Below are 25,795 nucleotides of genomic sequence, written 5' to 3' on the forward strand. Positions count from 1 at the left end.
TTACCCGCTCATGGCCAATGACTGCGAGTCGGCCGGCGCCATTGTCTTTTGGCCCGCCGACAAGCGCCGCCATTGTCCGGCCCCCAGGATCGGTCGTGCATCGGGATAGATGCGTTGCGACGTTGGAACCGCATCCAGTTCGCCAAGCGCGGTCCGGGCCTCTTTGGGCAAGGCCGCCCATGCCATTGGGCCGGGATTAAAGCTCTCTGCCAATGTACCCTCGGCCATCAGGATTTCGTGGCGCGGCAACAGCAGGTGCACGTAGTCGACGTGCGGCAGAGTGATCTGATCCACCCCCGGCACATCCAACAATGCAACCGCAGGCACAAGAACCTGGCCTTGCGCTGTTTCCTTCAACATGCGGTGTTGGGGCGACACGAAAAGGGGCCTGGCATTGCCCAAAACCCCGGTCTCAATTCGGATCGGCGCCATTTTCTTCGTGCCGGGCACCCGCTCATGCCCCACCCACTTCAGGGGTTGATACCCGTGATCCAGCGTCCATAGCATATCGCCGGGGGCAAGGTCTTGAACAGCGCGTGGCCCTTGCTGGGTTTCAATCATGGTGCCAGTGCGAAAACAGACATAGAGCGTTGAATAGCCAACCGTGGGGCTTTGGTCATGGATGGCAACGATTTCGAAACTCGCACCCGCTTCCATGAAGCCATCGGCCACGAAGCCCTGCACGCCGCCAGAGATTTCGATCGAATAGATCCGGATATCTTCAGACCCGTCCGTGGCGCCGCCGACCGGACGTACCACATAGGAATACTCGGTTTCGATGCTGGCGTTGTTGCTATAGGATCTACCGTTGAAATTATGCGCCCCGTCCAACCTCTGGGTAAAGTCGGAATCCGAGAAGAGCGATTCGTTATCGCTCATGCGGATCAGTTGTGGCCGCGCGCCCGAATTGATCGTGAACGTCGTGCCGATATCGCTGGAATCCGCCAGTGAATTCGACGCGAACGGCGACCCGGAAAATGACACATCATTCAATTGCCGCGCAGAGAAACTTGGCATACTTTTACCCTCTTGACCTTACGCCAAACCTAAGGGTGCACCGTTAACATCGGGTATGCACCAAGCGGTTTCCAACGACATGGTTAACGCAATCACACCTTGCGCTGACCCGCCGGTCATGGTGTCAGACGCCATGGAACGTTACGATACGATCATCCTTGGCGCCGGCGCGGCCGGACTGATGTGCGCGGCCCATGCCAGCGCGCAGGGCGCACGCGTGCTGGTGGTCGATCACGCGAAAAAGCCTGGCGACAAAATCCGAATTTCGGGGGGTGGTCGGTGCAACTTTACCAACCTGGATGTTTCCACCGCGAATTTCATTTCGGCCAACCCGCATTTTGCGAAATCCGCACTGGCCCGCTATTCCCAGTGGGATTTCATCGATCTGGTCGCGCGCCACGGGATCGCTTGGCACGAAAAGACCCTGGGCCAGCTGTTTTGCGACGGCAAGGCCACACAAATCATCCAGATGCTGCTATCCGAATCCAAACGGGCTGAACTGCGCCTGTCCACATCGGTGGACGACGTGTCCCACGATGGCACCGGTTTTTGCGTGACTCTGTCGGGAACCCCCACCGCGACCCGCCATCTGGTGGTCGCCACGGGGGGCAAATCGATCCCCAAGATGGGCGCCACGGGCCTTGCCTACAAGATCGCCGGCACGTTCGCCCACCCGGTCACCGAAACACGCCCGGCCCTTGTTCCATTTACCTTTGCCCCGCAAGAGCTTGACTGGATCGCCCCGCTTGCCGGAACCGCACTTGGCGTCACTGCCCAGGCAAACGGGCCGGCTTTCGCAGAGGCGCTGCTTTTCACCCACCGGGGCCTGTCTGGCCCGGCCATGTTGCAAATCTCTAGCTACTGGCGCGAAGGCCAGCCCATATCGATCGACCTCGCGCCGGGAATAGCGGTCGCGCGCACTCTGGACGACATGCGCCAAACCGGCGGCAAGCGTGCGCTGCATACCGCGCTATCGGAAATACTACCCGCCAAACTGGCCGCGGCGCTGGCCACGCAATGGGCCCTGAAAGGCAACATCGCGGACCAATCGGGCGCGACACTCAAAGCCTTGGAAACCAGCCTGCACCACTGGACGCTCACCCCCACCTCGACCGAAGGATACCGAACGGCCGAGGTCACGCTGGGCGGCATCGACACCGCCGCCATCGACAGCAAGACCATGCAAAGCCGCCACCTGCCCGGCCTCTATTTCATTGGCGAATGCGTCGATGTCACCGGTTGGCTGGGCGGCTACAATTTTCAATGGGCATGGTCGTCGGGTTGGGCGGCTGGCACCCATCTCGCCGCGCTCTGACCCCATTTTTCTTGCAGTTATCCCGGCGGCGAATGGGTGAACCGTCAAAGGCACCAGCGCCCCTTGCCCTGCGGCCCGCCAACAGGCACAACCATTTGGAACGGAGGATGCCCCATGAAAATCGCCAGCTTCAACATCAATGGCATCAAGGCCCGGATTGGCGCGTTGACCGACTGGCTGAGCGAAGCTGAGCCCGATGTTGCCCTATTGCAGGAAATCAAATCGGTCAACGAAGGCTTCCCCCGCGCCCATTTCGAAGACATGGGCTATATCGTGGAAACCCATGGACAAAAGGGATTCAACGGCGTCGCGATCCTGTCGAAACTGCCGCTTGAAGATGTCACACGCGGCCTGCCCGGGGATGACAGCGACGAACAGGCGCGCTGGATCGAGGCCACTGTGATCGGCGACAAGACGCCTGTGCGCGTCTGTGGTCTCTACCTGCCCAACGGCAACCCCGTCGAACTTGATGAACATGGCAACCCGGTCGACGGCGGCAAATACGCCTATAAACTGGCCTGGATGGAGCGTCTGAAAACCCGCGCTCAGGCCCTTCTTGACACCGAAGAACCGGCGCTCATGGCGGGTGACTACAATATCATTCCGCAGGCCGAAGATGCCGAACGCCCAGACGCCTGGCGCAACGATGCACTATTCCGGCTGCCCTCGCGTCAGGCATTCCGCCGGATCGAACACCTCGGCTTTACCGACGCCCTGCGCGCCACCACGGATGCGCCGCAGACCTACACGTTCTGGGACTATCAGGCCGGGGCGTGGAACCGGAACGACGGCATCCGTATCGACCATGTCCTGCTGACCCCGCAGGCCGCCGACCTGTTGCAAGACTGCCAGATCGACGCCGACATCCGCGCGCGCGAGAAACCGTCGGACCACGTGCCGATCTGGATCGACCTGGACGCCTGAGCTGGCCTATTCGTCGGCGCGCCCCTTGCCCAGGTGTTTGCGCAGGCGCGAGGGGGTCGATTTCTTGCGGTTCTTGTAGGGGTTCTTGTCGCCCTGGCCACGGAAAGTCAGCCGGATCGGCGTGCCAGGCATATCAAAATCCTCGCGTAACCCATTGATCAGGTAACGTTTATAGCTTTCGGGCAACTTGTCGGGATGCGAACACATGACCACGAATCCGGGCGGACGAGTTTTGACCTGCGTCATGTAGCGCAGCTTGATCCTGCGCCCGGCCGGCGCGGGCGGCGGGTGCGCTTCGGTCATGGCGGCCAGCCACTGGTTCAGACGCGCAGTCGGCACACGCCTGTTCCACACCTCTTGCGCGCGCAGCACGGCCTCTTGCAGCTTGTCCAGATGTTTGCCCGTCTTGGCCGACACGGCCACAAGGGGCGCGCCGCGCAACTGCGGCAACAGGCGGGCAAATTCCTCGCGCAGCTCGCGCATTTTGCCGTTCTTGTCCTCTTCGAGATCCCATTTGTTCGCGCAAACCACCACCGCGCGCCCCTCGCGCTCGGCCAGATCAGCGATGCGCAGATCCTGCTGTTCAAAGGGGATGTTCACATCCAGAAGAACGACAACGACTTCGGCAAACTTGACCGCGCGCAGCCCGTCCGACACGGATAGCTTTTCCAGCTTTTCCTGCACCTTGGCCTTCTTGCGCATGCCGGCGGTGTCGAACATGCGCACCGGGGTGCCGAGCCAGTCAAAGTTGAGCGAAATCGAATCGCGCGTGATGCCGGCTTCGGGGCCGGTCAGCAGGCGCTCTTCACCCAAGAGCTGGTTGATCAGCGTGGACTTGCCGGCATTGGGCCGGCCCACCACGGCGATCTGAAGCGGCTTGTCTTTCGTGATGCGGCGCGCCGACCCCTCGCCATCCTCGTCCACGGCCACGTCGGTTTCGGGCGTGTCGGCCTTGGCGCGGTCGGCAAATTCTTCGGCCAGCGGCGCCAGTTGGGAATAGAGATCATTCAAGCCCTCGCCGTGCTCGGCCGACAGGCGTACCGGCTCGCCCAGACCCAGGGAATAGGCCTCGATCATCCCGGCGTCGGCGGCGGCCCCTTCGGCCTTGTTGGCCGCAAGGATCACATGGGCACTCTTGCGGCGCAAAATATCGGCGAACATTTCGTCGGTCGGCAGCACCCCGGCGCGCGCGTCGATCATGAACAGGCAGACGTCGGACATTTCAACGGCCCGCTCGGTCAAGCGGCGCATCCGGCCTTGCAGGCTCATGTCGGTCGCTTCTTCCAGCCCGGCCGTATCGATCACGGTAAAGCGCAAATCGCCCAGGCGCGCTTCGCCTTCGCGCAGATCGCGCGTGACACCGGGCTGGTCGTCGACCAACGCCAGTTTCTTGCCGACAAGGCGGTTGAAAAGGGTCGACTTGCCCACATTGGGCCGTCCGACGATGGCAAGCGTAAAGGTCATCACATCCCTCGTGCGCCGTCAGGGCGCTAAGTTGCCCGCGATATACCAAAGGCGCCGCCCCCGGCAAGGGGCAGTCTTACGCATCGCGGTTGGCGCAGCTCAGCGCAGCGCCAGAAGCTGTCCGTTTTGCGTGACCAGATACAGCGTGCCACCCGCAACCACAGGATTGCGCGCCGCGCCCGAAGGCACTTCGACCACGACCAGTTCGGCGCCCGTTTCCGGCGAAAACGCACGCAGGCTGCCACTGTCAAAACCGACCCACAGCTTGCCCCCGGCCAGAACCGGGCCGTAGTAGGCGTAGACATCCTTGATCCGGCGCGGGTTGTCATTTTCGTAACCGGGGAAAGCGACGGACCAGACCGTTTGGCCGCTCGCGCGGTCCAGACGCACCAGAGCGCCCTGATCCGAGATCAAAAAGATCGCGCCGGTCGTCACCCACAGCGGCGAATAGGCGCCTTCGTTGGCGCTCCAGACCAATTCTCCGGATCCGGCGGACATCGCCACGACCCGGCCCGACTGGTTGCCGGAATAGACCGTGTCCCCCAGCAGGACGGGATCGGCGGTGATATCGCTGACCCGGGTGTAGGCAAATCCCGGACGGCGCCCCGCAACCGGCGTGCGCCAGCGTTCGGTGCCGCCCTTGGCAAAGACCGACACCAGTTCGCCGCTGGAAAACGGAAAGACCGCCATGCCGTCGGCCACCGCCGGCCCTGCGCCGCCGACCAGCGAACTGGGTGATGGGGTGGCTGCGAATTGCCAGTCGATACGCCCGTCTTCTGCGCGCACGGCCCAACCGCGATTGTCCTTGGTGGACACATAGATCTTGCCGTCGAAAACAGTTGGCGCACCGGTGGCCGCCGCGCCAAAATCCTGGCGCCATCGTTCGCTGCCCGTGGCCGCATCCAACGCCACAAGTTCACCAAAGCCCGTGGTCACGTAAAGCACGCCGCCGCCAACGGCCAACCCACCGCCCGAAGCGTCGTCGGCCCGCTCGCCCGGCGGGGTCAGATCGGCGCGCCAACGCACCGCGCCCGTGGCCGCGTCCGTGGCCTGTACCGCAGCCCGACTATCCAGCGTAAAGACAAGCCCCCCCGCGACCACCGGATCGGCGGTGATCCGATGACGCCGGTCATTGCCCTGCCCGATCTCGGCCGACCAGACCACCGTGGTTCCAGCCCCCAACGCGGGGTGCGTGATGTGGTGATCGGCGTCGCCGGCGCGGTGTGTCCAACTGGCATTGGCGACCTGGCCGGGCAGACGGATCGCAACCGGCAGATCATCTGCGCTACGTTCTACCTGGCTCAGGAACCCGTCCCGCAGGTCGAACCGCTCGCCTTCCAGGATTTCTTCGCGCTGGCCACAAGCCACCAGCAGCAGCATCGCGCCAAACGTCGCAACGCCAACGCGCAAGCCGTTGAATTTTGCAGCATGACCCATGGTCTCAGCCTCCCTCGCTACCGGCCCCGTAGATACTCTATTGTGCGACCGGGTCACCGCCAAGCGCCACGATCAACTGGGACGCGCGCTGTTGCAAGCCCTGGCTGGCCTCGGCGTCCTGCATCAGGGATTGCAGCGTTTCGATCGCCCCCTGCGTGTCACCCATTTCGATCTGCGCCACGGCCATTTGTTCATGCGCGAGCACACGATAAGGTGCGCCAGCCTGCGTCAGGGCGCTGAGCGCGTCCATCTTGTCAGCCGGGGCGCTGTCACGGTCCAGCATCACCGCCTTGAGCTGCGCCAAATGGGTATAGCGTGTCGGCAAATCCGACCGCGCGCCAATGGCTTTCAGCTTGGCGATGGCGTCGGCGCGCGCGTCACCTTCGGCCATCTGCGCCGATGTGATCAGAGCAACAATCGCCGCCGCGTCCGTATCCGGTTGCAGATCGCTCAGCGCTGCGATGCGCGCCTCGACCGGTCCATCGCTTTCGATCGCCGTCAGGATCGCGTCGCCAAGGGCCTGCGCGTCGGCAGTCTTGCGCGCCTTGGTCCATTCATTCCACGCGGCCCCGCCGACCAGCACAATGACGGCCAGAATGGCGATCCAGCCGTATTTGCGCATCACGCGATAGAGCTTGTCGCGCTGGACCTCTTCGGTCACCTCATCGATGAAACTGTCGGTATCGCTCACGCCCGGCCCCCGGATTGGATCTGGTTTCTTTACAATCGTCGCGCTGTCTTAGCGCGAACTGCTTCCAAGGAACAAGAGAGCCTGATGCGCTCTTGTCGGGCATTCGCGCGCAAGGCCAAAGAAAAACGCGGCAATTCAACGTGATTGCAACGATTGCGCGCCTGTGTGAAATTGCACAAGACACCAAAGTGAACCAAACCGTTCAGAGAAATAACCGCACGCTGCTTGTCGGCACATCTTTCGGACCCTATTTCCGGACAATGCTTTAGACATTGAACGGCCCACGAAAAACGCACGAGGGACTGATGCGCATTTTTCCAATTTTCACGGCCGTTCTGGTGGTGTTCATCCTCTACGTCGGGATTTTTCAGCGCGATGCCCTGCTGAAATTCGCCCAGAACCCGTCGGCGGGTCTGGCCGGATTGACGGATAGCGATGCACAACAGGCCGGCCCGGTTGCAGACGATGGCGCAAATGGCGCAGCAAACGCCGATGCGCCCGAAACCGATGCCACCGAAACTGATGCTACCGAAACGGGCAAAGCCGAACCCGCGCGTGTCGTGCCCGTGGTCGCGATGATGTCCAAGGCGCGGACGATTGACAGCGGCGTCGTGCTGCGTGGGCGCACGGAAGCGGCGCGGCAAGTCGAAGTGCGGGCCCAGACCACGTCGTCCGTGGTGTCAGAGCCGCTGCGCAAAGGCGCCTATGTCGAAGCGGGACAAGTCCTGTGCAAGCTGGACCCCGGCACACGCGAGGCCTCGCGCGCACAGGCGCAGGCGGCGCTGACCTCGGCGCAGACCGAACTGGAACAGGCGGAAAAACTGGCCAAGGACGGGTATGCCTCGCAAACCCGGCTGATCAATGCGCGGGCGGGATTGGAACAGGCCCAAGCCAGCTTGCGCGCGGCCGAAAATGAAATCGACAACCTGACGCTGACCGCGCCCTTTCCCGGCCTATTGGAAACCGACACGGCTGAAATCGGCAGTTTTCTGGCGGCGGGCGCACTTTGCGCCACAGTGATCCAATTGGATCCGATCAAGATTGTGGGCTTTGTTGCCGAAGCGGACGTGGACCGCATCGAAGTGGGGGCGCTGGCGGGCGCTGAGCTGATCAACGGCGATCAGGTGTCGGGGCGGGTGACATTTCTGTCGCGCAGCGCCGATCCGGCCACGCGCACCTTTCGCGTCGAAATCGAAGTGCCCAACCCTGACATGGTCATCCGCGACGGGCAAACCGCCGATATCGCTGTGCGCGCGGCGGGGCGCACAGCGCATCTGTTGCCGCAGTCGGCCCTGACATTGGACGATGACGGCACCTTGGGCGTGCGCACGCTGAATGCCGATGACACGGCAAAATTCGTGCCCGTGTCCGTCTTGCGCGACACCCGCGAGGGCATCTGGGTGGCAGGCCTGCCGGACGAGGTGTCGATTATCACTGTCGGGCAGGAATACGTGATTGATGGTGTCCAAACCCTTCCCACCTATCGCGAGACGACCCAATGACCGGCATGATCGACTGGGCAGGCAAACATGCCCGCATGGTGGTCGCGTTCATCGCGCTCACCATCGTGGCGGGGATTCTGGCATATACCGGGCTGCCCAAAGAAGGCGAGCCGGATATCGAAATCCCGGGCCTTTTCGTTTCGGTCCCCTTCCCCGGTATTTCCGCTGAAGACAGCGAAAAGCTGCTGGTCAAGCCGATGGAAGCCGAACTGGGCGACATTGACGGACTGCAATCGCTCAACGGTACGGCGGCGGAAAACTATGCTGCCGTCTGGATGGAATTCGAATTCGGATGGGACAAGGCGGCTGTTCTGGCCGATGTGCGCGACCGGATGAACAAGGTCGAAGCTGAATTCCCATCGGGTGTTCAGCAATACACCATCAACGAGGTGAACTTCAGCCAGTTTCCCATCATCATCGTGAACATCACCGGCGATGTACCTGAACGCACGCTGGTACGTCTGGCCAAATCGATGCAGGACCGGATCGAAGCGCTTGAGCCGGTCCTGGAAGCCACGATTGCCGGCAGTCGCGATGAAATGCTCGAAGTGATCATCGATCCGCTGAGGCTGGAATCCTACAACGTGACCGCGGGCGAATTGATCGGCGTGGTTGTGAACAATAACCAGCTGATTGCAGCGGGCGAAATCGAAACCGATCAGGGCGCCTTTGCGGTCAAGATCCCGTCCAGCTTCGACGACCAGAGGGACATTTACAACCTGCCAATCAAGGTGAACGGCGACCGTGTTGTGACCCTGGGCGAGCTGGCCGAAATCCGATTGACGTTCGAAGATCGAACCGGCACCGCGCGCTACAATGGCAAGCCGGCCATCGCCCTGCAGGTTGTCAAACGCAAGGGTTTCAACGTCATCGACACGGCCACGCTGGTCAAGGAAGCCGTCGCGCAAGAGCGCGCCACCTGGCCGCCAGAGTTGCAGGCGGCGGTTACAGCGGGCGTCTCGAACGACCGGTCGGTTCAGGTGGAAAGCATGGTACGGCAGCTGGAAGGCGCCGTGATGACCGCCATCGCGCTGGTCATGGTGATGGTTTTGGCAGCGCTCGGCACCCGTTCGGCACTGTTGGTCGGGTTTGCCATCCCCACGTCGTTTCTTTTGTGCTTCATCCTGTTGGGGCTGATGGGGATTACGATTTCCAACATCGTCATGTTCGCGTTGATCCTGGCCGTCGGCATGTTGGTCGACGGGGCGATCGTGGTCGTCGAATATGCCGACCGGCGGATCGAACAAGGCGTGGGGCCGATGCACGCGTTTACCGATGCGGCCAAGCGGATGTTCTGGCCCATCGTGTCTTCGACCGCGACGACGCTCTGTGCCTTTTTGCCGATGTTGTTCTGGCCCGGTGTTGCGGGCGAATTCATGGGCATGCTGCCGGTCACGATCATCGTTGTACTTTCCGCCTCGCTGGTGGTGGCGCTGATCTACCTGCCCGTGTTGGGCGGCGTGGCGGGCCGCGTCAGCCGCCTGTTCGAACATCAGGCCGCGTTCCTGAAAGCGCGACTGCCGTGGGTTGTGCGCGCGATTCTGGTGATCCCCGCGATGGTGCTGATGTTCGTCGCGGCGCTGCAACTGGTGAACCCCGGTTATCTGTTTGGCGGAGACGCGCCCTTTGATGGCGCGCTGGCGATTTTGCCCGGCGCCGTTTTGTTCCTGGTTGCGGCGGCGCTCGCATCGATCACTCTGCAAGCTGCGGCCATCGACCGTAAACCGCGCAAGGTTCAGGTCGGGAATTCCCACACCCCCTTTGGCGTGTTTACCAAGGCCATCGTATCCAATCCGGTGATGCCGCTGGTGGTCGTCGGATCAGTTGTGTTCGCCGTCGTCAGCGTCTTTGCCTATTACGGCGCGAACAACAACGGCACCAATTTCGTCGATGCGTCCGAACCCGAGCAAGCCATCGTCTACGTCAAGGCCAGAGGCAACCTGTCGCTACCTGAAAAAGACGCGCTGCTGGCCCAGGTTGAAGCCGTGGTCATGGACGTTCCGGGCGTGGACAGCGCGTTCGCCTTCGCGGGGGACGGCGGGTTAAACCAGATCACCGGCGGCAGCCGGGCCCCGCGCGATTCCATCGGCCAGGTGCAGCTGGAATTGATCCCCTGGGAAGACCGCAAGGACGATGCAGACCTGAACGGCAACGCTGTGATCGACCGGATCGAACAGGCGTTGGCTGGTATGCCCGGTATCCAGACCGAAATCCTGAACCTGTCGATGGGGCCAGGCAGTGCCAAGCCGGTGCACCTGCGTCTCAAATCCGACAACTGGCCCGAACTGCTGGCGGCGACCGACATGGTCCATGACAAATTCCGCGCCACGCCGGCCCTCACCCAGAGCGAAGATACCCTGCCCTTGCCGGGCATCGACTGGGAGATCTCGGTGGATATCGAAGCGGCAGGTCGCTATGGCGCCGACGTGGCCACGGTCGGTGGCATGGTCCAGTTGGTGACGCGTGGGATCTTGCTGGACACAATGCGCGTCGACAGCTCGGATGACGAAATTGAAATCCGCGTGCGCCTGCCCGAAGAAGACCGGGTGCTTTCGACCCTCGACAACCTCAAGGTCCGCACCGCGGGTGGGCAAGTGCCGCTGTCCAATTTCATCACCCGCAAACCGGTGCCGCAATTGGGCCAGATCAACCGTGTGGATCAGTCGCGGTATTTCGATGTCAAAGCCGGGGTCACCCCCGGTCTGGTCAAACTGGTGGACGCGGACGATCAGAGCGTCGGCCTTTTTCCCGAGGCTGAGGCAGACCGGATCATCGCCGACAGCGACGAGCGTCTGAGCAAGGTGGCGGTCACTGCGAACGAACGGATCCAGACCCTGACCACCTGGCTGGAGAACGACGCAGACCTGCCCCCGTCGATCACATGGGAATGGACCGGCGATTTCGAAGAACAGGCAGAAAGTCTGGCCTTCCTTGTCCAGGCCTTCGCCGGGGCGCTCGGGCTGATGTTCATCATCCTGCTGGCCCAGTTCAACAGCTTTTACAACGCGGCCCTGGTTCTTATGGCGGTGGTCATGTCCGTCGCGGGCGTTCTGGTCGGGATGCTGGTCATGGACCAGACGTTTTCGGTCATCATGACGGGCACCGGGATCGTCGCCTTGGCGGGGATCGTGGTGAACAACAACATTGTTCTGATCGATACGTACAAGGAATATTCTGCTTTCATGCCGAGGCTTGAGGCGGTCGTGCGCACCGCCGAGACCCGCCTGCGCCCGGTGTGCCTGACAACCCTGACCACGATGTCAGGGCTCGCCCCGATGATGTACGGGCTGTCGCTGGATTTCATCAACGGTGGCTATTCGATCAATTCACCCACCGCCAGCTTTTGGAAACAGCTGGCCACCGCGGTGGTGTTCGGCCTTGGGATCGCGACCGTGCTGACGCTGGTCTTTACCCCGGCGATGCTGGCCTTGCGCGTTTGGGTCGCCAAGGGGTCCTATGGGTTGGGTCATCGCATCCAGGGGCTGGCCGAAGGGCGCAACTCGGCGATCCGGCGCGACTATCGCCTGACCCGCGAGCTGCGTCAGACCGAGGGGCGCGAGATCATTTGGGACGACATGGTGAGCACAGACCCCGACGATAAAGTGCCCGACGACGCGCCCGGCACACCACTGCGCGCCGCCGAGTAGCGCGCCCACCGCTCTGACCGCCGGCGCAAGGGCGCCCCGCACTTGCGCCGGACATCCCCGCGAGACAGCCCCCACACCCGGCCAGGGCGCTACGGGCGCCAAATAGACAGTTGCTGGCACCGCAAAAGGCGGGGTCATGTCGTTGATGCTCGCTTTGCAAAGCCCCGGTGCACCTTCCGGTCGCTTTGCGAAAAAACGCAGCATCACTCAGAATACGCCGCAAATTCGGCCCCAAGACTCAGGCGCGCACATCCGCCACGACCCGGCCCCGGACCTTGCCTTTGATGATATCGGCGCAGAGCGCGGGCAGGTCGCCAAGCGTTGCCTCGACAACCATGTCCTCTAGCTTGTCCATGGGCAAATCACGCGCGATGCGTTTCCAGGCACGTTGGCGCGATTCGAACGGTCGCAACACGCTGTCGATCCCCAGCAGGTTGACCCCGCGCAAGAGGAACGGGATCACCGTGGCAGGCAGGGCCGAGCCCCCTGCAAGACCCACCGCCGCAACCGAGCCGCCGTATTTCATTTGTCCCAGCACGCGGGCCAGCATGGCGCCCCCCACCGCATCAATGCAGCCTGCCCAGGTTTCGCTTTCCAGCGGGCGCTTGACGGTTTCATTCAGCTGATCGCGCGCAACGATCCGTTTGGCGCCAAGTGATTTAAGGTAGCCCTCCAATTCGGGCCGCCCGGTCACGCCGGCCACATCATAGCCAAGGTTCGCCAGGATCGCCGTTGCGACCGATCCGACGCCGCCCGCTGCCCCTGTCACCAGAACTTCGCCGTGCATGTCTTTCAGGCCATGATCCTCCAGCGCCATGACTGCCAGCATCGCGGTGAATCCGGCCGTGCCCACCGCCATCGCCTGCCGCGTGGTCAGCCCATCGGGCAGCGGTACCAGCCAGTCGGCCTTGACGCGCGCCTTTTCCGCGTAGCCGCCCCAGTGTGCCTCGCCCACGCGCCAGCCGGTCAGAACCACCTTGTCGCCCGGCTTGTAGCGCACGTCGCCGGACGCTTCGACCGTGCCGGCGAAATCAATGCCAGGAATATGCGGGTATTTGCGAACCAACCCGCCACCCTTGGGCGACATGCACAGACCGTCCTTGTAGTTCACAGTCGTATATTCGACCGCGACCGTCACCTCGGCCTCGGGCAGGTCACTTTCGCTGATGTCTTCGATGGCAGGTTTGGCGGTGTCGCCGTCTTGCCGCAGAACGATGGCGCGCATGAGATCCTCCTGTTTTTATGGCAGGGTTTCACCACCGCTCACCGCTGTCAAACGATTGGTCGGGGAAAAACCGTGCCCATGGCCTTTTGCGCATGCGAACTGCCCTTGCCCGCCCTGCTGCACCGCACTAGCGTCCAGCGTCAGACCACCCAACGCTCACGGAGATCCAGATGACGCGCTTGTTTCTTACCACGGCGACCGCAGCCCTTGTGATTGCGGCCCCCGCTTTCGCCGCCGACGACGAATTGACTGTGTTCGACTACGCGGGTTTCGAAGACCCCGCCTTTCACGGCAAATACATCGAAATGCACGGCGCGCCGCCTGCCTTTACCTTTTTCGGTGAAGAGGACGAAGCCCTGCAAAAGCTGGTGTCCGGCTTCAAGGCCGACGTCAGCCATATCTGCGCCGGGTCGGTGCCAAAATGGGAAGCGGCCGGGATTCTTGAACCCTGGGACATCAGCCGCATCACCGAATATGCCAACCTGAACAAGGACCTGACCGGTCAGGACATCGCCAGCACGGACACCGTCTATTTCATCCCGACCGATTATGGATCGACCGCGATCGCCTATAATACCGACCAGGTCCCGGCCACCGATGTCGACAGTTTGCAGGTCTTTACCAACCCCGAATATGCCGGGCGGGTGACGATCCCGGACAACGTGGACGATGCCTATGCCCTGGCCTATCTGGCCACCGGCGTGACCAATTGGTCCAACGCCAGCGACGCCCAGTTCAAGGAAGCGTCGGACTGGCTGCGCAAGGTGCACCCGAACCTGCGCACCTATTGGACCGACCCGGCCGAGCTGTCGCAGCTGTTGGCATCGGGCGAAGTGCTGATCAGCTGGGCCTGGAATGAAACCCTGCCCACGATGGTCGAAGAAGAGTTCCCCATCGGCTTCCAGCGCGAGGCGGCCGAAGGGTCGTCTTTGTGGCTGTGCGGCTACGTCAAACTGAAGGATGGCGAAGGGTCCGAAGACAAGGCCTACGACTTCATCAATTCGCTGCTTGATGCGGGCGCGTCCGGCCCGTTGCTTGATGCGGGATACGGCCATTCGAATGCCGTGGCCATGGCGGATTTCGGGGAAGAAGCTCTCGTCGCGTCGGGGCTGGGCAGTATCGACGCGCCGGTTTTGGCGCAACTGCCCATGCCGCTAGAATTGCGGGAAAAGCAGGCCGAAGAATTCGAAAAGATCAAAGCCGGTTTCTGACGGCCCCGGGCAGGGCGCGGGATCACCCGGGCCTTGCCTGAATTGCCCCTGTGCTACGCGCTTGTGGCCTGCGTGTTGGCCGGAACATCAAGCAGCGCGGCTTGCCCGTTCGTGTCGGACGATTCAAACAGAGTGACTTTGCGCCTGCGCTTGACGTCGTACATCGCGCTGTCCGCCTTCCGGATCAGCTCTCGCGCATTCAAGTAATGGGTCGGTGTCGATATCGCCCAGCCAATACTGACCGAACAGGTGTCACCCAGTTCCTGCTCGATATTCGCAGTCACACGGGGCACGAATTTTTCGATCTGGTCCACGCCGGCGCCCGGCATGAGCACGCAGAATTCATCCCCGCCAAAGCGAAATCCCTGCCCGACTTCGACGCTGCATTTCTTGATCGCCCATGCCACTTTACGCAGAACCTGGTCGCCGGCGGCATGTCCGTATTCATCATTCGTCTGTTTGAACCCGTCGATATCCATAAAGACCAGCCCAACAGAGGCATCGCCCTGCAGCGCGCGCGCGCATTCATGATCCAGCGTTTCATCCAGAACGGCCCGATTTTCCAACCCGGTCAATCCATCCACGCGCGACAGTCGCAGTATTCTCTGCGTCCGTTCTTCGACGATACGTTCCAGGTTCTGTGAGTGAATCACCAACTCATCATTCTTTGCCTCGACCTGCGCCATCAACCCATGCACATAGGTGTCAAACGTCAGTTGCAGATCGAACATCAGCAAACGGCGCAGCGCGACCGGCGGCCGATGGGATTTTGTATAGGGTTCCAGCCGTTCGCCCAGGATCGATATCAATTTGTGCAGCGCCGAAACGTAGTATTTCGAAGGAATTCCGATCCGGCCGTGCACCCGGCCAACCCGCAACCGTTGCGCCGCATATTCCAACCCGTAATCGCCCCCGAACAGCCCAAGCACATAGCCGTGCATCGCCCCTTTCAGGTGGTTCAGCGTGTCACGATCGCCGATCAAGGCTCTGATCGCGGGAATGTTCAATTGGTATGCATAAAAATCCTCGATGACACCGTCGACCACCAGTTCAACCGCAGGATACAGCGCCGCGAGCGCCTCTTCGTGTTCCCGCGTGAATTCAAGCAATTGCTTGCGTTCGCAGATCTCGCCCTCGGTGATGCCAAGAAGGTCAGCAAGCGTCTTGTTCGGATCGTTCTTTGTCAAAATGCACCTCAAATCTATTGCTGCATTGCCCAACTGCAGACGTCCGTTGTCGGGCACGGATCGATCGTACGCCGAACACGCGCACCGCACCTGCGGTTGGACAGCAAATCAATGGATCCCACGCCTATGTGAGAAAACCGGAAGTTAAGATCACCTAAACTGGTTAACAAAACCTTTCCAAAGGCTCTTGCGCGATAGGAATTGAGGGAAATGATACGCGCAACCGTTTGGCACGGTTGGCACAAAGCCTCTGGCGACAGGCGCAGCTGCCCCTTGATGTGCGACCGTGCGGCACCTATATTGCGCAGTGGCGGGGCAACCCGGCTATGGGCATAAACGCGCATGTAATAAGCGGTTCGGACCCGGGGGCGGTACCCGGCGGCTCCACCAAATCCCCGTCGTTTGCGGGCATTCGGGGCCGAAATAGGATCGACGGACGTGTAAAGATGTTGCTTTGTCCCGGTGAGATACCACCGTTATCGGTTCATCAAAGCTAGTTGCAAACGACAACAAAGCTCCGATGGCTCTGGCTGCGTAAGCAGTCCGAAACATCGAAATCTAAGCCCTTGCGCCTAGCAGCGTAAGGCGGGGTTCGCAGGCACCTGGCAACAGAAGCCTGCATTTTCCCATATCATCATTTTTTCCCGGCGTTCAGGAAACCTTCACTAATGGGCTGTTAAAAGAGATTTGCAAAATGCGATTCTGACGATTGGAAACGGCTATGGACACGGCACTGAAAGCTTGGTTCGAAAAAGTATGGGTAAAAGGCGAAGTTGATGCCGTAGATGAATATTTTTCGCCGGATGGACATGCGGAAGGCATGCTGACCGGGCTGGAAGTGGGACCGGACGATTTCAAAGAACTGGTTCCGGCCGTGCGCGCCCATTTACGTGATGTGACCATTTCGCTTGAGCGGTCAATCTCGTCGGGTGAATGGTTCTGGGCCCTGGTCAAGCTGGACGCGAAATCCGCAGAGACGCTGGAACCGGTGTCCATCGGCGGTCAGGTCATGGCGCGCGTAGGACCGGACGGAAAAATCGTTGAAGCCTTCAATCACTTCGATTTCATCGGCTTCTTTGAACAGATCGGCGCATTGCCACAGGACACCATGGCACTGTGCCTTGCGGGCGAACGTCTGAGCTGACACATGGCCTGACAAACGCGCGCAGTTAACCCTGCGCGCGCAAGAACATACCATTTGGTTCAAGGGGCTGGCGACGGCCCCATTGCGCCCCGTGAAGCCCCTGAGAACCGATTGCCTTTCTTGGTTTTGTTCATTGCGGGGTTCAATGCGGGGGTTTTCCGCCTCTTTGCAATAAAGTCGCGCCGGCGAAAACAGGCCAGTTGATTGCGACCGATCAACGATCGACCGGACCGCCTGCTCTTTGCTTGTCCACCGCATTGTTAACGCACAGGCCAAGGCCTTGCGCCGGCTTGCATGTTTCAACGGGCGTCACCGCACCGTGCGCTGCCGACCCGGTTGATGCGTGCGCTGAGCACGTCACCCAGTGCGGCGACGCGGCGACCGGGCAAATCCCACGCCTTTCCAGCAGACATCCCCTAGACACACCTGCGCACTGGCGCTTGACTGATTGGCTGTGGGCCATATCGGGCGTCATATTCCGCACGCACCGCGACCATCAGGCCCAGTTCGTCGCGGGTATGGGTATGATACCTTGTGACGCGCTATCGCTGGGCACGCGACAGGCAATTCGAACGCCTCGATTGCTCGATGGAAGGACAAAACAACCATGCCAGGCTGGGATCAGATGTGGCGGTCCTTCGGGCGGATCGGACTGTTGTCGTTCGGTGGGCCCGCGGCGCAGATTGCCGTGATGCACCGTGTCCTGGTCGATGAACGGCGTTGGCTGAGCGAACAACAGTTCCTGTCGGCGTTGTCGTTCTGCATGCTTTTGCCCGGCCCCGAGGCCATGCAACTGAGCACCTACGCGGGATGGCGTCTGCGCGGAATGGCGGGCGGCGTGCTGGCGGGGTTGTTGTTCGTGCTGCCCGGGGCGCTCGTAATGCTGGCGCTGGCTTGGGGCTATGCGCTCTGGGGGGCCCTGCCCGCGGCCCAATGGGCATTTCTCGGGATCAAGGCTGCGATCATCGTCATCGTGTTGCAGGCCCTGGCCAATGTGGCCCGCAAGGCATTGCGAACCCGGTGGCACTGGGTTATCGCGGGCGCAGCGTTTATGGCGATTTTCGCGGGCAATATCCCGTTTCCCCTGGTGGTCGTGGTCGCTGCGCTGTTGGGGGCGGCGTTGCTTCCACACGGTGTGGATGCCCCGGCCCGCGTGCCCGCTGTGTCCCTTCGCCAGAGCGCTTTGCGTGCCATGGGATGGGCGGTGCTGTGGTGGGCGCCAATCGCCATGGCCGCGGCACTGGGGGCCGAGACGCTGACCGAAATCGGCTTGTTCTTTTCCAAACTGGCCGTCGTCACCTTTGGGGGCGCATACGCGGTGCTGGCCTACATGGCGCAAGAGGTCGTGACCGGCTACGGCTGGCTTTCCGCAGAGGCGATGATTGACGGGTTGGGCCTGGCCGAAACCACGCCCGGGCCGCTGATTCTTGTGACGCAGTTCGTCGGATTTCAGGCCGGATTCGGGATTGGCGGCCCTGGCATGGCCGTTCTGGCGGCGCTGATGACGCTGTGGGTCACCTTTGTGCCGTGCTTTTTGTGGATCTTCGTCGGCGCGCCATATGTCGAGGTTCTGACCTCGCAGGCACGGCTGGCGGGGGCGCTATCGGCCATCACCTCTGCGGTGGTCGGTGTCATTTTGAACCTGTCGGTCTGGTTTTCGCTGCATGTCTTTTTTACCCGTGTCGACACAGTGAATATCGGGGCCCTGCGGTTAAGCCTGCCAGACGTGACGACATTCAGCCTGCCGGCCACCGGCCTCGCCGCGTTGGCGGCCATTTTATTGTGGCTGCTGCGCCTGCCTATGACCGTGACCCTGGCTCTCATGGCACTGGCCGGGTTGGGTTTGGGCGCGATCGCGTGATTGCGCCCCTTTCCTTCGGCTCCGAATCCCTTATGCTCTGGACCAAACGTTGCGAAAGGACAGCCTGCGAATGGCCCGCACTATCGATTACGGAAGCCTAATGCATAGCGCGATGCGATCGCTGATCCAAAAAGTTCTGACCGACGTGCAGCAGAACGGTCTTCCGGGCGAACACCATTTTTTCATCACGTTTGACACGATGCATCCCGACGTTGAGATCGCGGACTGGTTGTCGGATCGTTACCCGGAAGAAATGACCATCGTACTGCAGCACTGGTTTCAGGATCTGGACGTGACCGACGAAGGCTTTGCGATCACGCTGAGTTTCGCGGATTCGCCCGAAGCGCTCTATGTGCCCTATGATGCCATCCGGACATTTGTGGATCCGTCCGTCGAATTCGGTTTGCGATTCGAAACCCAGGAAGACGACGAAGACGACGCCGAGGACGAATTCGACGACGACAGCGCGTCAGAAACCACTGCACCAGACGTGCAACAGGCCGCCGAAGTCGTCAGTCTGGACCAGTTTCGGAAATAGCGTCGCCACCGCCATTTTGTGATCACGTACACCGTATGTTGTGATCACGCTTGCACTTTTTTGCGGCTTCAAAGGGCGCTCAGTCGCGCGACGCAATTGCATTGGCGGTTCGGCTTCTCTATCACGCCATCGAATATCCACGAGCGCAGAGAGCCCGAAATGACCGACACCCGCACAGAAACCGACAGTTTTGGCCCGCTTGAGGTCCCAGCCGACAAATACTGGGGCGCGCAGACCCAGCGGTCTATCCAGAATTTCCCGATCGGATGGGAACGCCAGCCCGTGCCGATCGTGCGTGCCCTGGGGGTGGTCAAAAAGGCCTGCGCCATGGCCAACAAGGACCTGGGGAACATGGAAACCGAGATCGCCGATGCGATCATTGCGGCGGCAGACGAAGTAATCGACGGCAAGTTCGATGACAATTTTCCGCTGGTGGTCTGGCAGACCGGTTCCGGCACCCAATCGAACATGAACGCGAATGAAGTGATTTCGAACCGCGCCATCGAAATGTTGGGCGGTGAGATGGGGTCGAAAAAGCCCGTGCACCCCAACGATCACTGCAACATGGGCCAATCGTCGAACGACACGTTCCCGACCGCCATGCATGTGGGCATCGCGATGCAGGCACGCGATGTGCTGCTGCCGGGGCTGGAAAAACTGGCCACCGCGCTCGAGGAAAAATCCGAAACCTTCAAGGATATCATCAAGATCGGGCGCACCCACACGCAGGACGCGACGCCCCTGACGCTGGGTCAAGAATTCGGCGGCTATGCACATCAGGTCCGCATGGGCATCAAGCGCGTGAACGATTGCCTGCCCGCGATTTACGAACTGGCTCAGGGCGGAACCGCGGTGGGCACCGGACTGAACACCAAGAAAGGCTGGGCCGAAATGGTGGCCGAAAACATGGCCCAGATCACCAGCCTGCCCTTCGTCACCGCCCCCAACAAGTTCGAAGCGTTGGCCGCCCATGACGCGATGGTCATGTTCTCGGGCGCGCTGAAAACCGTGGCTGCATCGCTCTTCAAGATCGCCAACGATATCCGCCTGCTGGGCTCGGGCCCGCGCTGCGGACTGGGCGAACTGGTCTTGCCGGAAAACGAGCCGGGCAGCTCGATCATGCCGGGCAAGGTGAATCCGACGCAAGCCGAAGCGCTGACCATGGTCTGTGCCCACGTGATGGGCAATGACGCCGCGGTTGGGTTTGCCGGATCGCAGGGCCATTTCGAACTGAACGTCTACAACCCGATGATGTCCTACAATGTGCTGCAATCCATGCAGTTGCTCGGCGACAGCGCCAGCGCCTTTACCGACAACATGGTGACAGGCATCAAGGCGAATGAGCCGCGCATTGAAAAACTGCTGCACGAATCGCTGATGCTGGTGACCGCGCTGGCCCCCACCATCGGCTATGACAATGCCACAACCGTTGCCAAGACGGCGCACAAGAACGGCACGACGCTGAAGGAAGAGGCGATCAAGCTGGGCTTCGTGGACGAGGCAACGTTTGACAAAGTCGTGCGCCCCGAGCAGATGATCGGCCCGAAGGACTAAGTTGAGATCATTACGTTTCAGGCCGGGCCCCACTGCCCGGCCTTTTGCGTTTTTCGGGCGCTCCTGCCCACGCCGGCGCCTTGCGGCGCTAGGGCGGTTTGGGCGGCGGGTGCGTTGGCCGAAAAGAGTCTCAGAAATAAAGGCGGGGATTGAGCCTGCGGGCCGCGCGCGATATTGCCTGATGCCCGGAATTCAGGAATAGTCGTCCCATGTCAAACGTCACCAACCTCCGCCAGTTTCGCAAGCAGTCAGATCGCGTAAAGAAACGCGTGCAAGGCGATGAAAACGCGGTCCTTCACGGGCGCAGCAAAGCGCAGAAAGTGTTCGAGGCGACGCAAAACGATCGCGCCCGAAAGATGCTGGACCAGCACCAGATCGAGGGCGAGGATGAGGTGTGAGCGCACGGCCCGTCAAACGATCTCTGACGCTGCGCGGGCATCGCACATCGGTGTCTCTGGAAGACGCGTTCTGGCGCGCGTTTCGCGAAATCGCCGAGGCGCAGGGTAAACCGATCAACCAACTGGCCGCTGAAATCGACGCAGCGCGTGGGGTCGAAGCGGGGCTCGCGTCAGCGATTCGCGTCTACGTCCTGGCCCATTACCAGGCGGATCATCCGGGCTGAGCCGCCAGTTTGCCAAGGTCGGCGCGGGTCAGGCACGCAGCGACGGCGCGGTGGCCACTTGGCAAACACCTGCCGATCCCGATGCAAGGGTTTCGCCGGGGGTGATCCGATTCCCAAAAGTGTCAGATCCACATCCAACTGGGCGCCTGCGAAACAAGCGCCAGGCGCAGTGAGCGCGCGAGAGCTCCTTGACCAAGGCGCCCTTCGGCCACGGCCCTTGGATTACGCTGTGCTTGTCGCAGGATCGGCAGGTGCACGGCGGCGTCGATCAGCGGCGCGCGCGCCGGGCGGGGTAAATGCGACAGCGCGGGTTTGCTGGCGCCCACATCCGCCAGCGCATCGCTGGCCAAGCCCTGGATCGCTTCGGCCCGCCCATCAACCAGTGGCACGCGCCCGGCGTCTTCCAGCGCCGGGATCGCCAGGAAATAACGGGCCAGCGCACCGGCATAGCCCAACCGGTTCAGCGCATCAGTGGCATCTGCCGGGGCGCCGAGCAAACGGGCCGCGACCTGCATGGGAAGCGCGTAGGACCGGTGCAGATAGCGCGTTAGCCCGGCGCCATCAGGATGGGGATCGCGATAGATATCCCACTGACGCGCGGTGACACAGGCGTCCAGCGTCTCGGCCGCCCAGGGCGTCAGGGTTTCGGCCAAGGGGGCGGCAACCTCATGCGCGCGAGGGTTCTTGCCAGCGGCAATGTCGCCGAGCACATCGCGCCACCATTGCAGGCGCATTTCCGCGATCATGGTCTCTTGCGTGATCCAGGGCGCGCGCGCGACCTCAAGCGTGAAAGCATGGATCGGGAACAGAACCTCTCGGGCGGCGACCGGCGCGGCCATGGTGGCGCGGAAACGGTCGGGGTCGCCCTTGGCGACCAGATCGGCGCAGGCCTGGATGCTCATGCAGAGACCTCGACGCGCTGGAGAACAGCGGCGCCCCTACCGCCCAGACTCAAGAACAGGCGCGGGCGAATAGAGGCCAAATGGGTTGCCTTGATCATGACTCACCTCTGTCGTGCAACCGCGGGGCGGCACATAGATCGCGCGCATCGGATCCCTTGGTCACTTTTCGGCCGTGTCCCGGATCAGCTTCCAGTTTACAGCATCCAGAAGCGCATCGAATGAGGCATCCACAAGGTTGGCGGACACGCCCACGGTGCTCCAACGCCGGCCCTGCCCGTCTTCGCTGTCGATGATGACACGGGTGCGCGCCTCGGTGCCGCCGTTGGTGATGCGCACCTTGAAGTCGACCAGTTTCATGTCGTCGATCATGCTCTGATAGGGGCCCAGATCCTTGGCCAACGCCTTGGATAGCGCGTTTACCGGCCCTGCATCATGCCCGTTTTCATCCAGGCTGTCGCTGACTGACAGCATTTTTTTATCGCCGATCTTTACCACCACGACCGCTTCGGACAGGCTGACCATCCGGTTGCGCTTGTTTTTGCGCCGCTCGACGGTGACGCGGTAGCGCTTGACCTCAAAGAACTGGGGCAGCTGGGTCAGAGCCTCGCGGGCGAGCAGTTCGAACGACGCTTGCGCCGTGTCATAGGTATAGCCCTCGGCCTCGCGCATTTTCACCTTTTCAAGGATCGCGCTCAGCGCCGGATCGCCCTTGGCCACCGTCAGCCCCATGCTGCGCAGCCGCTCGATCAGGTTCGACTGACCGGCCTGGTTCGACATGGGCACGATGCGCGCGTTGCCCACGGCGGACGGATCGATGTGTTCGTAGGTGGCGGGGTCCTTGGTGATGGCGCTGGCGTGCAACCCGGCCTTGTGGGCAAACGCGCTGGCGCCCACGTAGGGCGCGCTGCGCAGGGGCACTCGGTTCAGGATTTCGTCCAGCATCCGGGATGTGCGGACCAGCGTTTTCAGCGCCTCTGGCGTCACGCCGGTCTCGAGCGTGCTGGCATAGGGTTCTTTCAGCAAAAAGGTCGGGATCAGGGTGGTCAGGTTGGCATTGCCGCAGCGTTCGCCCAACCCGTTCAGCGTGCCCTGCACCTGACGCGCACCCGCGTTGATCGCGGCCAGCGAATTGGCGACCGCGTTGCCCGTATCGTCATGCGTATGGATGCCCAGCCGGTCGCCGGGAATACCGCTTTCGATGACCTTCTGGGTGATGCGGTACACCTCGCCCGGCAGGGTACCGCCGTTGGTATCGCACAGCACGATCCAGCGCGCACCGGCGTCAAAGGCCCCATGCAGGCACTGCAGGGCATAATCGGGGTTGGCCTTGTAGCCGTCAAAGAAATGTTCGGCGTCGAAATGCGCCTCGCGGCCCTTTGCGATCACGTGGACAAAGCTGTCGCGGATATTGGCAAGGTTTTCTTCCAGCGTGATCGCCAGCGCCTTGGTGACATGGAAGTCGTGCGTTTTTCCAACCAGGCAGACGGCATCGGTGCCCGCGTTGAGCACGCCTGCCAGCGTGGCGTCATTGGCGGCCGATCGCCCGGCCCGCTTGGTCATCCCGAAGGCAAGAAAGGTGGCGTTCGTTTTGGGCGGGGCATCGAAGAATTCAGTATCCGTGGGGTTGGCGCCAGGCCAGCCACCTTCGATATAGTCAATCCCCAGCGCATCGAGCGCGCCTGCGATCTGGTGCTTTTCGGGGGTCGAAAATTGCACCCCCTGCGTCTGCTGGCCGTCGCGCAGGGTGGTGTCGAAGAGATAGAGGCGCTCTTTGGTCATGGTCAGCGCCCCTCATGCGCAAAGAAGCAGCGCTTTGCCCAGCGCGCGACCCTTCCTCTAAGGGGAGGACGCTTGCAGCGCGCGCCCACGCACCGGACGCTGGCCGTTGGTTGATGTAGAATGGATTGGCGGCGCATCATTTCAGGGCCTCAAGTTTGGCGGGATCGAAATTGGGGCCGGGCAGCCAGCTTGCGGTTCCGGCAACATCCGTCACCTGGACGCCAACGTCGCTCAACACATCGCGCAGCCTGTCAGCCTCGGCCCAGTTCTTGTTTTCGCGCGCCGCACTTCTTTGCGCAATCAGCCGGTCAATCACGTCGGGCGCCCAATCGGGGATCTGGTCATCTTGCACTGGTGACAGATCAAGGACGCCCCAGTCCGTCACAAGCCCCAACAACTCCATCGCATAGGCAAACGGAACCAGCCCCGCTGCCGTGCGCGCTTTTGCCATGACATGCATGCGTGCCAAAGCGCCCGGCGTGTTCAGATCGTTGCTCAGGACACCCAGGAACTCGGCATCCGGCGCCCAGTCTTTCGTTTCCTTGAGGCGTTCGACCGTCTGGCGGGAATAGCCATGCTTTTGCAGGGTATTGATCCAGTCTTTCAGCGTTTTTTCAGCCTCTTGCCGCTTTTTCTCGGTCCAATCCATCGGCTTGCGATAATGCGTGCTCAGCATGACCAGGCGGATCACCTCGCCCGGAACGGGGGGCTGGCCATCATGGCCATCCAGCAGATCGCGCACGGTAAAGAAGTTGCCCAGCGACTTGGACATCTTCTTGCCTTCGACCTGCAGCATTTCGTTGTGCAGCCAGATATTGGCCATGCGGTCGGTGCCGTTGGCGCAGCAGCTTTGCGCGATTTCGTTTTCGTGGTGGGGGAACATCAGATCGTTGCCGCCGCCGTGGATATCAAAGACCTCGCCCAGCAGGGCCTTGGACATGGCCGAACATTCAATGTGCCAGCCGGGCCGCCCCCGGCCCCATGGGCTGTCCCAGCCCGGCTGATCGTCACCGGACGGCTTCCACAGCACGAAATCCATCGGGTTGCGCTTGTAGGGGGCCACTTCGACGCGCGCGCCAGCGATCATGTCATCCACGCTACGGCCCGACAGCTTGCCATAGCCGTCCTTCCACGAATCCACGTCGAACAGCACATGCCCTTCGGCCTCATAGGCATGGCGCACGCCATTCTCGTCGGGCGCCATCAGCGTCTCGATCATCGCCACCATCTCGGCGATGTAGTTCGTGGCACGCGGCATGTGCGTGGGTTCCAACACACCGACGGCGGCCATGTCGTCCAGATACCACTGGGTGGTTTCGGCGGTGATTTCGGCGATGGGGCGCCCGGTCTCAGCGGCCTTGGCGTTGATCTTGTCGTCTACGTCGGTGAAATTCCGCACGTAAGTTACGTGATCGGGCCCGTATTCGTGGCGCAAAAGGCGAAAGAGCACGTCAAAGACGATCGCCGGGCGCGCATTGCCCAAATGCGCGCGGTCATAGACCGTCGGCCCACAGACATACATCCGCACGTCGTTGGGATCGATCGGCGTGAAATCCTCTTTCTTGCGGGTCTTGGAATTGGTCAGCCGTATCTGGGTCATGGGGTGTCCTCGGGCGTTTGTCCCGCGGGCTTTAGCAACTTCGCATCAGTTGTGAAAGAGAGCGGCCCGCGACGTGTGTCAGCAGGGAATGCAGCAAATGGTGGCGGCGCGGTTGCTCATGACGCGGTGATAGCAGCGCAGGTGCGGCGTGCCAAGCGTCTTGAGCGGGCCGCGC

At 61.6% G+C, this 25,795-nt stretch carries 20 protein-coding genes and 1 other RNA gene; 12 read left to right on the plus strand and 9 right to left on the minus strand.

Going from position 1 to position 25,795, the window contains the following annotated elements; translation table 11 throughout:
- Window positions 1-1,017 (minus strand): Hint domain-containing protein, encoded by a 1,017-nt coding sequence (locus ACP2AV_RS08425; protein WP_426372241.1) that lies wholly within the window; start codon window positions 1,015-1,017, stop codon window positions 1-3.
- A 133-nt stretch (window positions 1,018-1,150) separates the two neighbouring features.
- Between ACP2AV_RS08425 and ACP2AV_RS08430 the strand changes: the two genes are divergently transcribed.
- The gene (locus ACP2AV_RS08430; RefSeq protein ID WP_426372474.1) at window positions 1,151-2,332 is read left to right on the plus strand and encodes an NAD(P)/FAD-dependent oxidoreductase; all 1,182 of its coding nucleotides are present in this window, start codon (window positions 1,151-1,153) and stop codon (window positions 2,330-2,332) included.
- A gap of 114 nt (window positions 2,333-2,446) precedes the next feature.
- Window positions 2,447-3,256 carry an exodeoxyribonuclease III gene (gene xth / locus ACP2AV_RS08435; protein WP_426372242.1) on the plus strand — a complete coding sequence of 270 codons (810 nt, stop codon included), beginning with the start codon at window positions 2,447-2,449 and terminating at the stop codon, window positions 3,254-3,256.
- Between the two features lie 6 nt (window positions 3,257-3,262).
- Here the strand turns inward: xth and der are convergent, their stop codons facing one another.
- The 3 genes from der to ACP2AV_RS08450 all read right to left on the minus strand — a co-directional run bounded on the left by der (window position 3,263) and on the right by ACP2AV_RS08450 (window position 6,848).
- Window positions 3,263-4,720, minus strand: a complete 1,458-nt coding sequence (gene der, locus ACP2AV_RS08440; RefSeq protein WP_426372243.1) for a ribosome biogenesis GTPase Der — start codon at window positions 4,718-4,720, stop codon at window positions 3,263-3,265.
- Window positions 4,721-4,819: 99 nt separating this feature from the next.
- Entirely contained in the window at window positions 4,820-6,157 is a 1,338-nt protein-coding gene (locus tag ACP2AV_RS08445) for a PQQ-binding-like beta-propeller repeat protein (RefSeq protein ID WP_426372244.1), read from the minus strand.
- A 37-nt stretch (window positions 6,158-6,194) separates the two neighbouring features.
- Entirely contained in the window at window positions 6,195-6,848 is a 654-nt protein-coding gene (locus ACP2AV_RS08450) for a hypothetical protein (RefSeq protein WP_426372245.1), read from the minus strand.
- A 305-nt stretch (window positions 6,849-7,153) separates the two neighbouring features.
- Here ACP2AV_RS08450 and ACP2AV_RS08455 point away from each other — a divergent pair, with 305 nt between their 5' ends.
- Window positions 7,154-8,350, plus strand: a complete 1,197-nt coding sequence (locus ACP2AV_RS08455) for an efflux RND transporter periplasmic adaptor subunit (RefSeq protein WP_426372246.1) — start codon at window positions 7,154-7,156, stop codon at window positions 8,348-8,350.
- Window positions 8,347-11,997 (plus strand): efflux RND transporter permease subunit, encoded by a 3,651-nt coding sequence (locus tag ACP2AV_RS08460; RefSeq protein WP_426372247.1) that lies wholly within the window; start codon window positions 8,347-8,349, stop codon window positions 11,995-11,997. Before ACP2AV_RS08455 ends, ACP2AV_RS08460 begins: the two co-directional genes overlap by 4 nt.
- 238 nt (window positions 11,998-12,235) lie before the next feature.
- Here the strand turns inward: ACP2AV_RS08460 and ACP2AV_RS08465 are convergent, their stop codons facing one another.
- On the minus strand, window positions 12,236-13,222 hold the full coding sequence (locus ACP2AV_RS08465; protein ID WP_426372248.1) for an MDR family oxidoreductase: 987 nt from the start codon (window positions 13,220-13,222) through the stop codon (window positions 12,236-12,238).
- A gap of 170 nt (window positions 13,223-13,392) precedes the next feature.
- Between ACP2AV_RS08465 and ACP2AV_RS08470 the strand changes: the two genes are divergently transcribed.
- Window positions 13,393-14,433 (plus strand): ABC transporter substrate-binding protein, encoded by a 1,041-nt coding sequence (locus ACP2AV_RS08470; RefSeq protein ID WP_426372249.1) that lies wholly within the window; start codon window positions 13,393-13,395, stop codon window positions 14,431-14,433.
- A 53-nt stretch (window positions 14,434-14,486) separates the two neighbouring features.
- On the opposite strand, the gene ACP2AV_RS08475 is transcribed toward ACP2AV_RS08470, so the two are convergent.
- Entirely contained in the window at window positions 14,487-15,620 is a 1,134-nt protein-coding gene (locus ACP2AV_RS08475; protein WP_426372250.1) for a GGDEF domain-containing protein, read from the minus strand.
- A 269-nt stretch (window positions 15,621-15,889) separates the two neighbouring features.
- Between ACP2AV_RS08475 and ssrA the strand changes: the two genes are divergently transcribed.
- The 7 genes from ssrA to ACP2AV_RS08510 all read left to right on the plus strand — a co-directional run bounded on the left by ssrA (window position 15,890) and on the right by ACP2AV_RS08510 (window position 21,339).
- Window positions 15,890-16,243: a transfer-messenger RNA gene (gene ssrA, locus ACP2AV_RS08480) on the plus strand.
- Between the two features lie 98 nt (window positions 16,244-16,341).
- Complete coding sequence (locus ACP2AV_RS08485; RefSeq protein ID WP_426372251.1) at window positions 16,342-16,764, plus strand: ester cyclase; 423 nt, start codon at window positions 16,342-16,344, stop codon at window positions 16,762-16,764.
- Between the two features lie 607 nt (window positions 16,765-17,371).
- Window positions 17,372-18,625 (plus strand): chromate efflux transporter, encoded by a 1,254-nt coding sequence (gene chrA, locus ACP2AV_RS08490; protein WP_426372252.1) that lies wholly within the window; start codon window positions 17,372-17,374, stop codon window positions 18,623-18,625.
- Window positions 18,626-18,695: 70 nt separating this feature from the next.
- Window positions 18,696-19,163, plus strand: coding sequence for an SspB family protein (locus ACP2AV_RS08495; RefSeq protein ID WP_426372253.1), 468 nt, complete (start codon window positions 18,696-18,698; stop codon window positions 19,161-19,163).
- Window positions 19,164-19,322: 159 nt separating this feature from the next.
- Window positions 19,323-20,717 (plus strand): class II fumarate hydratase, encoded by a 1,395-nt coding sequence (gene fumC, locus ACP2AV_RS08500; protein WP_426372254.1) that lies wholly within the window; start codon window positions 19,323-19,325, stop codon window positions 20,715-20,717.
- A 209-nt stretch (window positions 20,718-20,926) separates the two neighbouring features.
- Window positions 20,927-21,115, plus strand: coding sequence for a DUF4169 family protein (locus ACP2AV_RS08505; RefSeq protein WP_426372255.1), 189 nt, complete (start codon window positions 20,927-20,929; stop codon window positions 21,113-21,115).
- Window positions 21,112-21,339 carry a ribbon-helix-helix domain-containing protein gene (locus ACP2AV_RS08510; protein WP_426372256.1) on the plus strand — a complete coding sequence of 76 codons (228 nt, stop codon included), beginning with the start codon at window positions 21,112-21,114 and terminating at the stop codon, window positions 21,337-21,339. The genes ACP2AV_RS08505 and ACP2AV_RS08510 overlap by 4 nt, the downstream gene beginning before the upstream one ends.
- A gap of 122 nt (window positions 21,340-21,461) precedes the next feature.
- On the opposite strand, the gene ACP2AV_RS08515 is transcribed toward ACP2AV_RS08510, so the two are convergent.
- From ACP2AV_RS08515 to cysS, 3 genes are all read right to left on the minus strand, one after another.
- Entirely contained in the window at window positions 21,462-22,241 is a 780-nt protein-coding gene (locus tag ACP2AV_RS08515) for a squalene/phytoene synthase family protein (RefSeq protein ID WP_426372257.1), read from the minus strand.
- A 159-nt stretch (window positions 22,242-22,400) separates the two neighbouring features.
- Window positions 22,401-24,020 carry a citramalate synthase gene (cimA, locus tag ACP2AV_RS08520; protein ID WP_426372258.1) on the minus strand — a complete coding sequence of 540 codons (1,620 nt, stop codon included), beginning with the start codon at window positions 24,018-24,020 and terminating at the stop codon, window positions 22,401-22,403.
- A 136-nt stretch (window positions 24,021-24,156) separates the two neighbouring features.
- On the minus strand, window positions 24,157-25,620 hold the full coding sequence (cysS, locus tag ACP2AV_RS08525; protein WP_426372259.1) for a cysteine--tRNA ligase: 1,464 nt from the start codon (window positions 25,618-25,620) through the stop codon (window positions 24,157-24,159).
- Window positions 25,621-25,795 lie beyond the last annotated feature (175 nt).

It is taken from the genome of Aliiroseovarius sp. PTFE2010 (genome assembly GCF_049943335.1).
Taxonomy (GTDB): Bacteria; Pseudomonadota; Alphaproteobacteria; order Rhodobacterales; family Rhodobacteraceae; genus JBNFVY01.

Excerpts from the sequence above, each read along its gene's own strand:
- ACP2AV_RS08425 (WP_426372241.1), bottom strand. The coding sequence starts at position 1,017 with ATGCCAAGTTTCTCTGCGCGGCAATTGAATGATGTGTCATTTTCCGGG.
- ACP2AV_RS08430 (WP_426372474.1), top strand. The coding sequence starts at position 1,151 with ATGGAACGTTACGATACGATCATCCTTGGCGCCGGCGCGGCCGGACTG.
- xth (WP_426372242.1), top strand. The coding sequence starts at position 2,447 with ATGAAAATCGCCAGCTTCAACATCAATGGCATCAAGGCCCGGATTGGC.
- der (WP_426372243.1), bottom strand. The coding sequence starts at position 4,720 with ATGACCTTTACGCTTGCCATCGTCGGACGGCCCAATGTGGGCAAGTCG.
- ACP2AV_RS08445 (WP_426372244.1), bottom strand. The coding sequence starts at position 6,157 with ATGGGTCATGCTGCAAAATTCAACGGCTTGCGCGTTGGCGTTGCGACG.
- ACP2AV_RS08455 (WP_426372246.1), top strand. The coding sequence starts at position 7,154 with ATGCGCATTTTTCCAATTTTCACGGCCGTTCTGGTGGTGTTCATCCTC.
- ACP2AV_RS08460 (WP_426372247.1), top strand. The coding sequence starts at position 8,347 with ATGACCGGCATGATCGACTGGGCAGGCAAACATGCCCGCATGGTGGTC.
- ACP2AV_RS08465 (WP_426372248.1), bottom strand. The coding sequence starts at position 13,222 with ATGCGCGCCATCGTTCTGCGGCAAGACGGCGACACCGCCAAACCTGCC.
- ACP2AV_RS08470 (WP_426372249.1), top strand. The coding sequence starts at position 13,393 with ATGACGCGCTTGTTTCTTACCACGGCGACCGCAGCCCTTGTGATTGCG.
- ACP2AV_RS08485 (WP_426372251.1), top strand. The coding sequence starts at position 16,342 with ATGGACACGGCACTGAAAGCTTGGTTCGAAAAAGTATGGGTAAAAGGC.
- chrA (WP_426372252.1), top strand. The coding sequence starts at position 17,372 with ATGCCAGGCTGGGATCAGATGTGGCGGTCCTTCGGGCGGATCGGACTG.
- ACP2AV_RS08495 (WP_426372253.1), top strand. The coding sequence starts at position 18,696 with ATGGCCCGCACTATCGATTACGGAAGCCTAATGCATAGCGCGATGCGA.
- fumC (WP_426372254.1), top strand. The coding sequence starts at position 19,323 with ATGACCGACACCCGCACAGAAACCGACAGTTTTGGCCCGCTTGAGGTC.
- ACP2AV_RS08505 (WP_426372255.1), top strand. The coding sequence starts at position 20,927 with ATGTCAAACGTCACCAACCTCCGCCAGTTTCGCAAGCAGTCAGATCGC.
- ACP2AV_RS08515 (WP_426372257.1), bottom strand. The coding sequence starts at position 22,241 with ATGAGCATCCAGGCCTGCGCCGATCTGGTCGCCAAGGGCGACCCCGAC.
- cimA (WP_426372258.1), bottom strand. The coding sequence starts at position 24,020 with ATGACCAAAGAGCGCCTCTATCTCTTCGACACCACCCTGCGCGACGGC.
- cysS (WP_426372259.1), bottom strand. The coding sequence starts at position 25,620 with ATGACCCAGATACGGCTGACCAATTCCAAGACCCGCAAGAAAGAGGAT.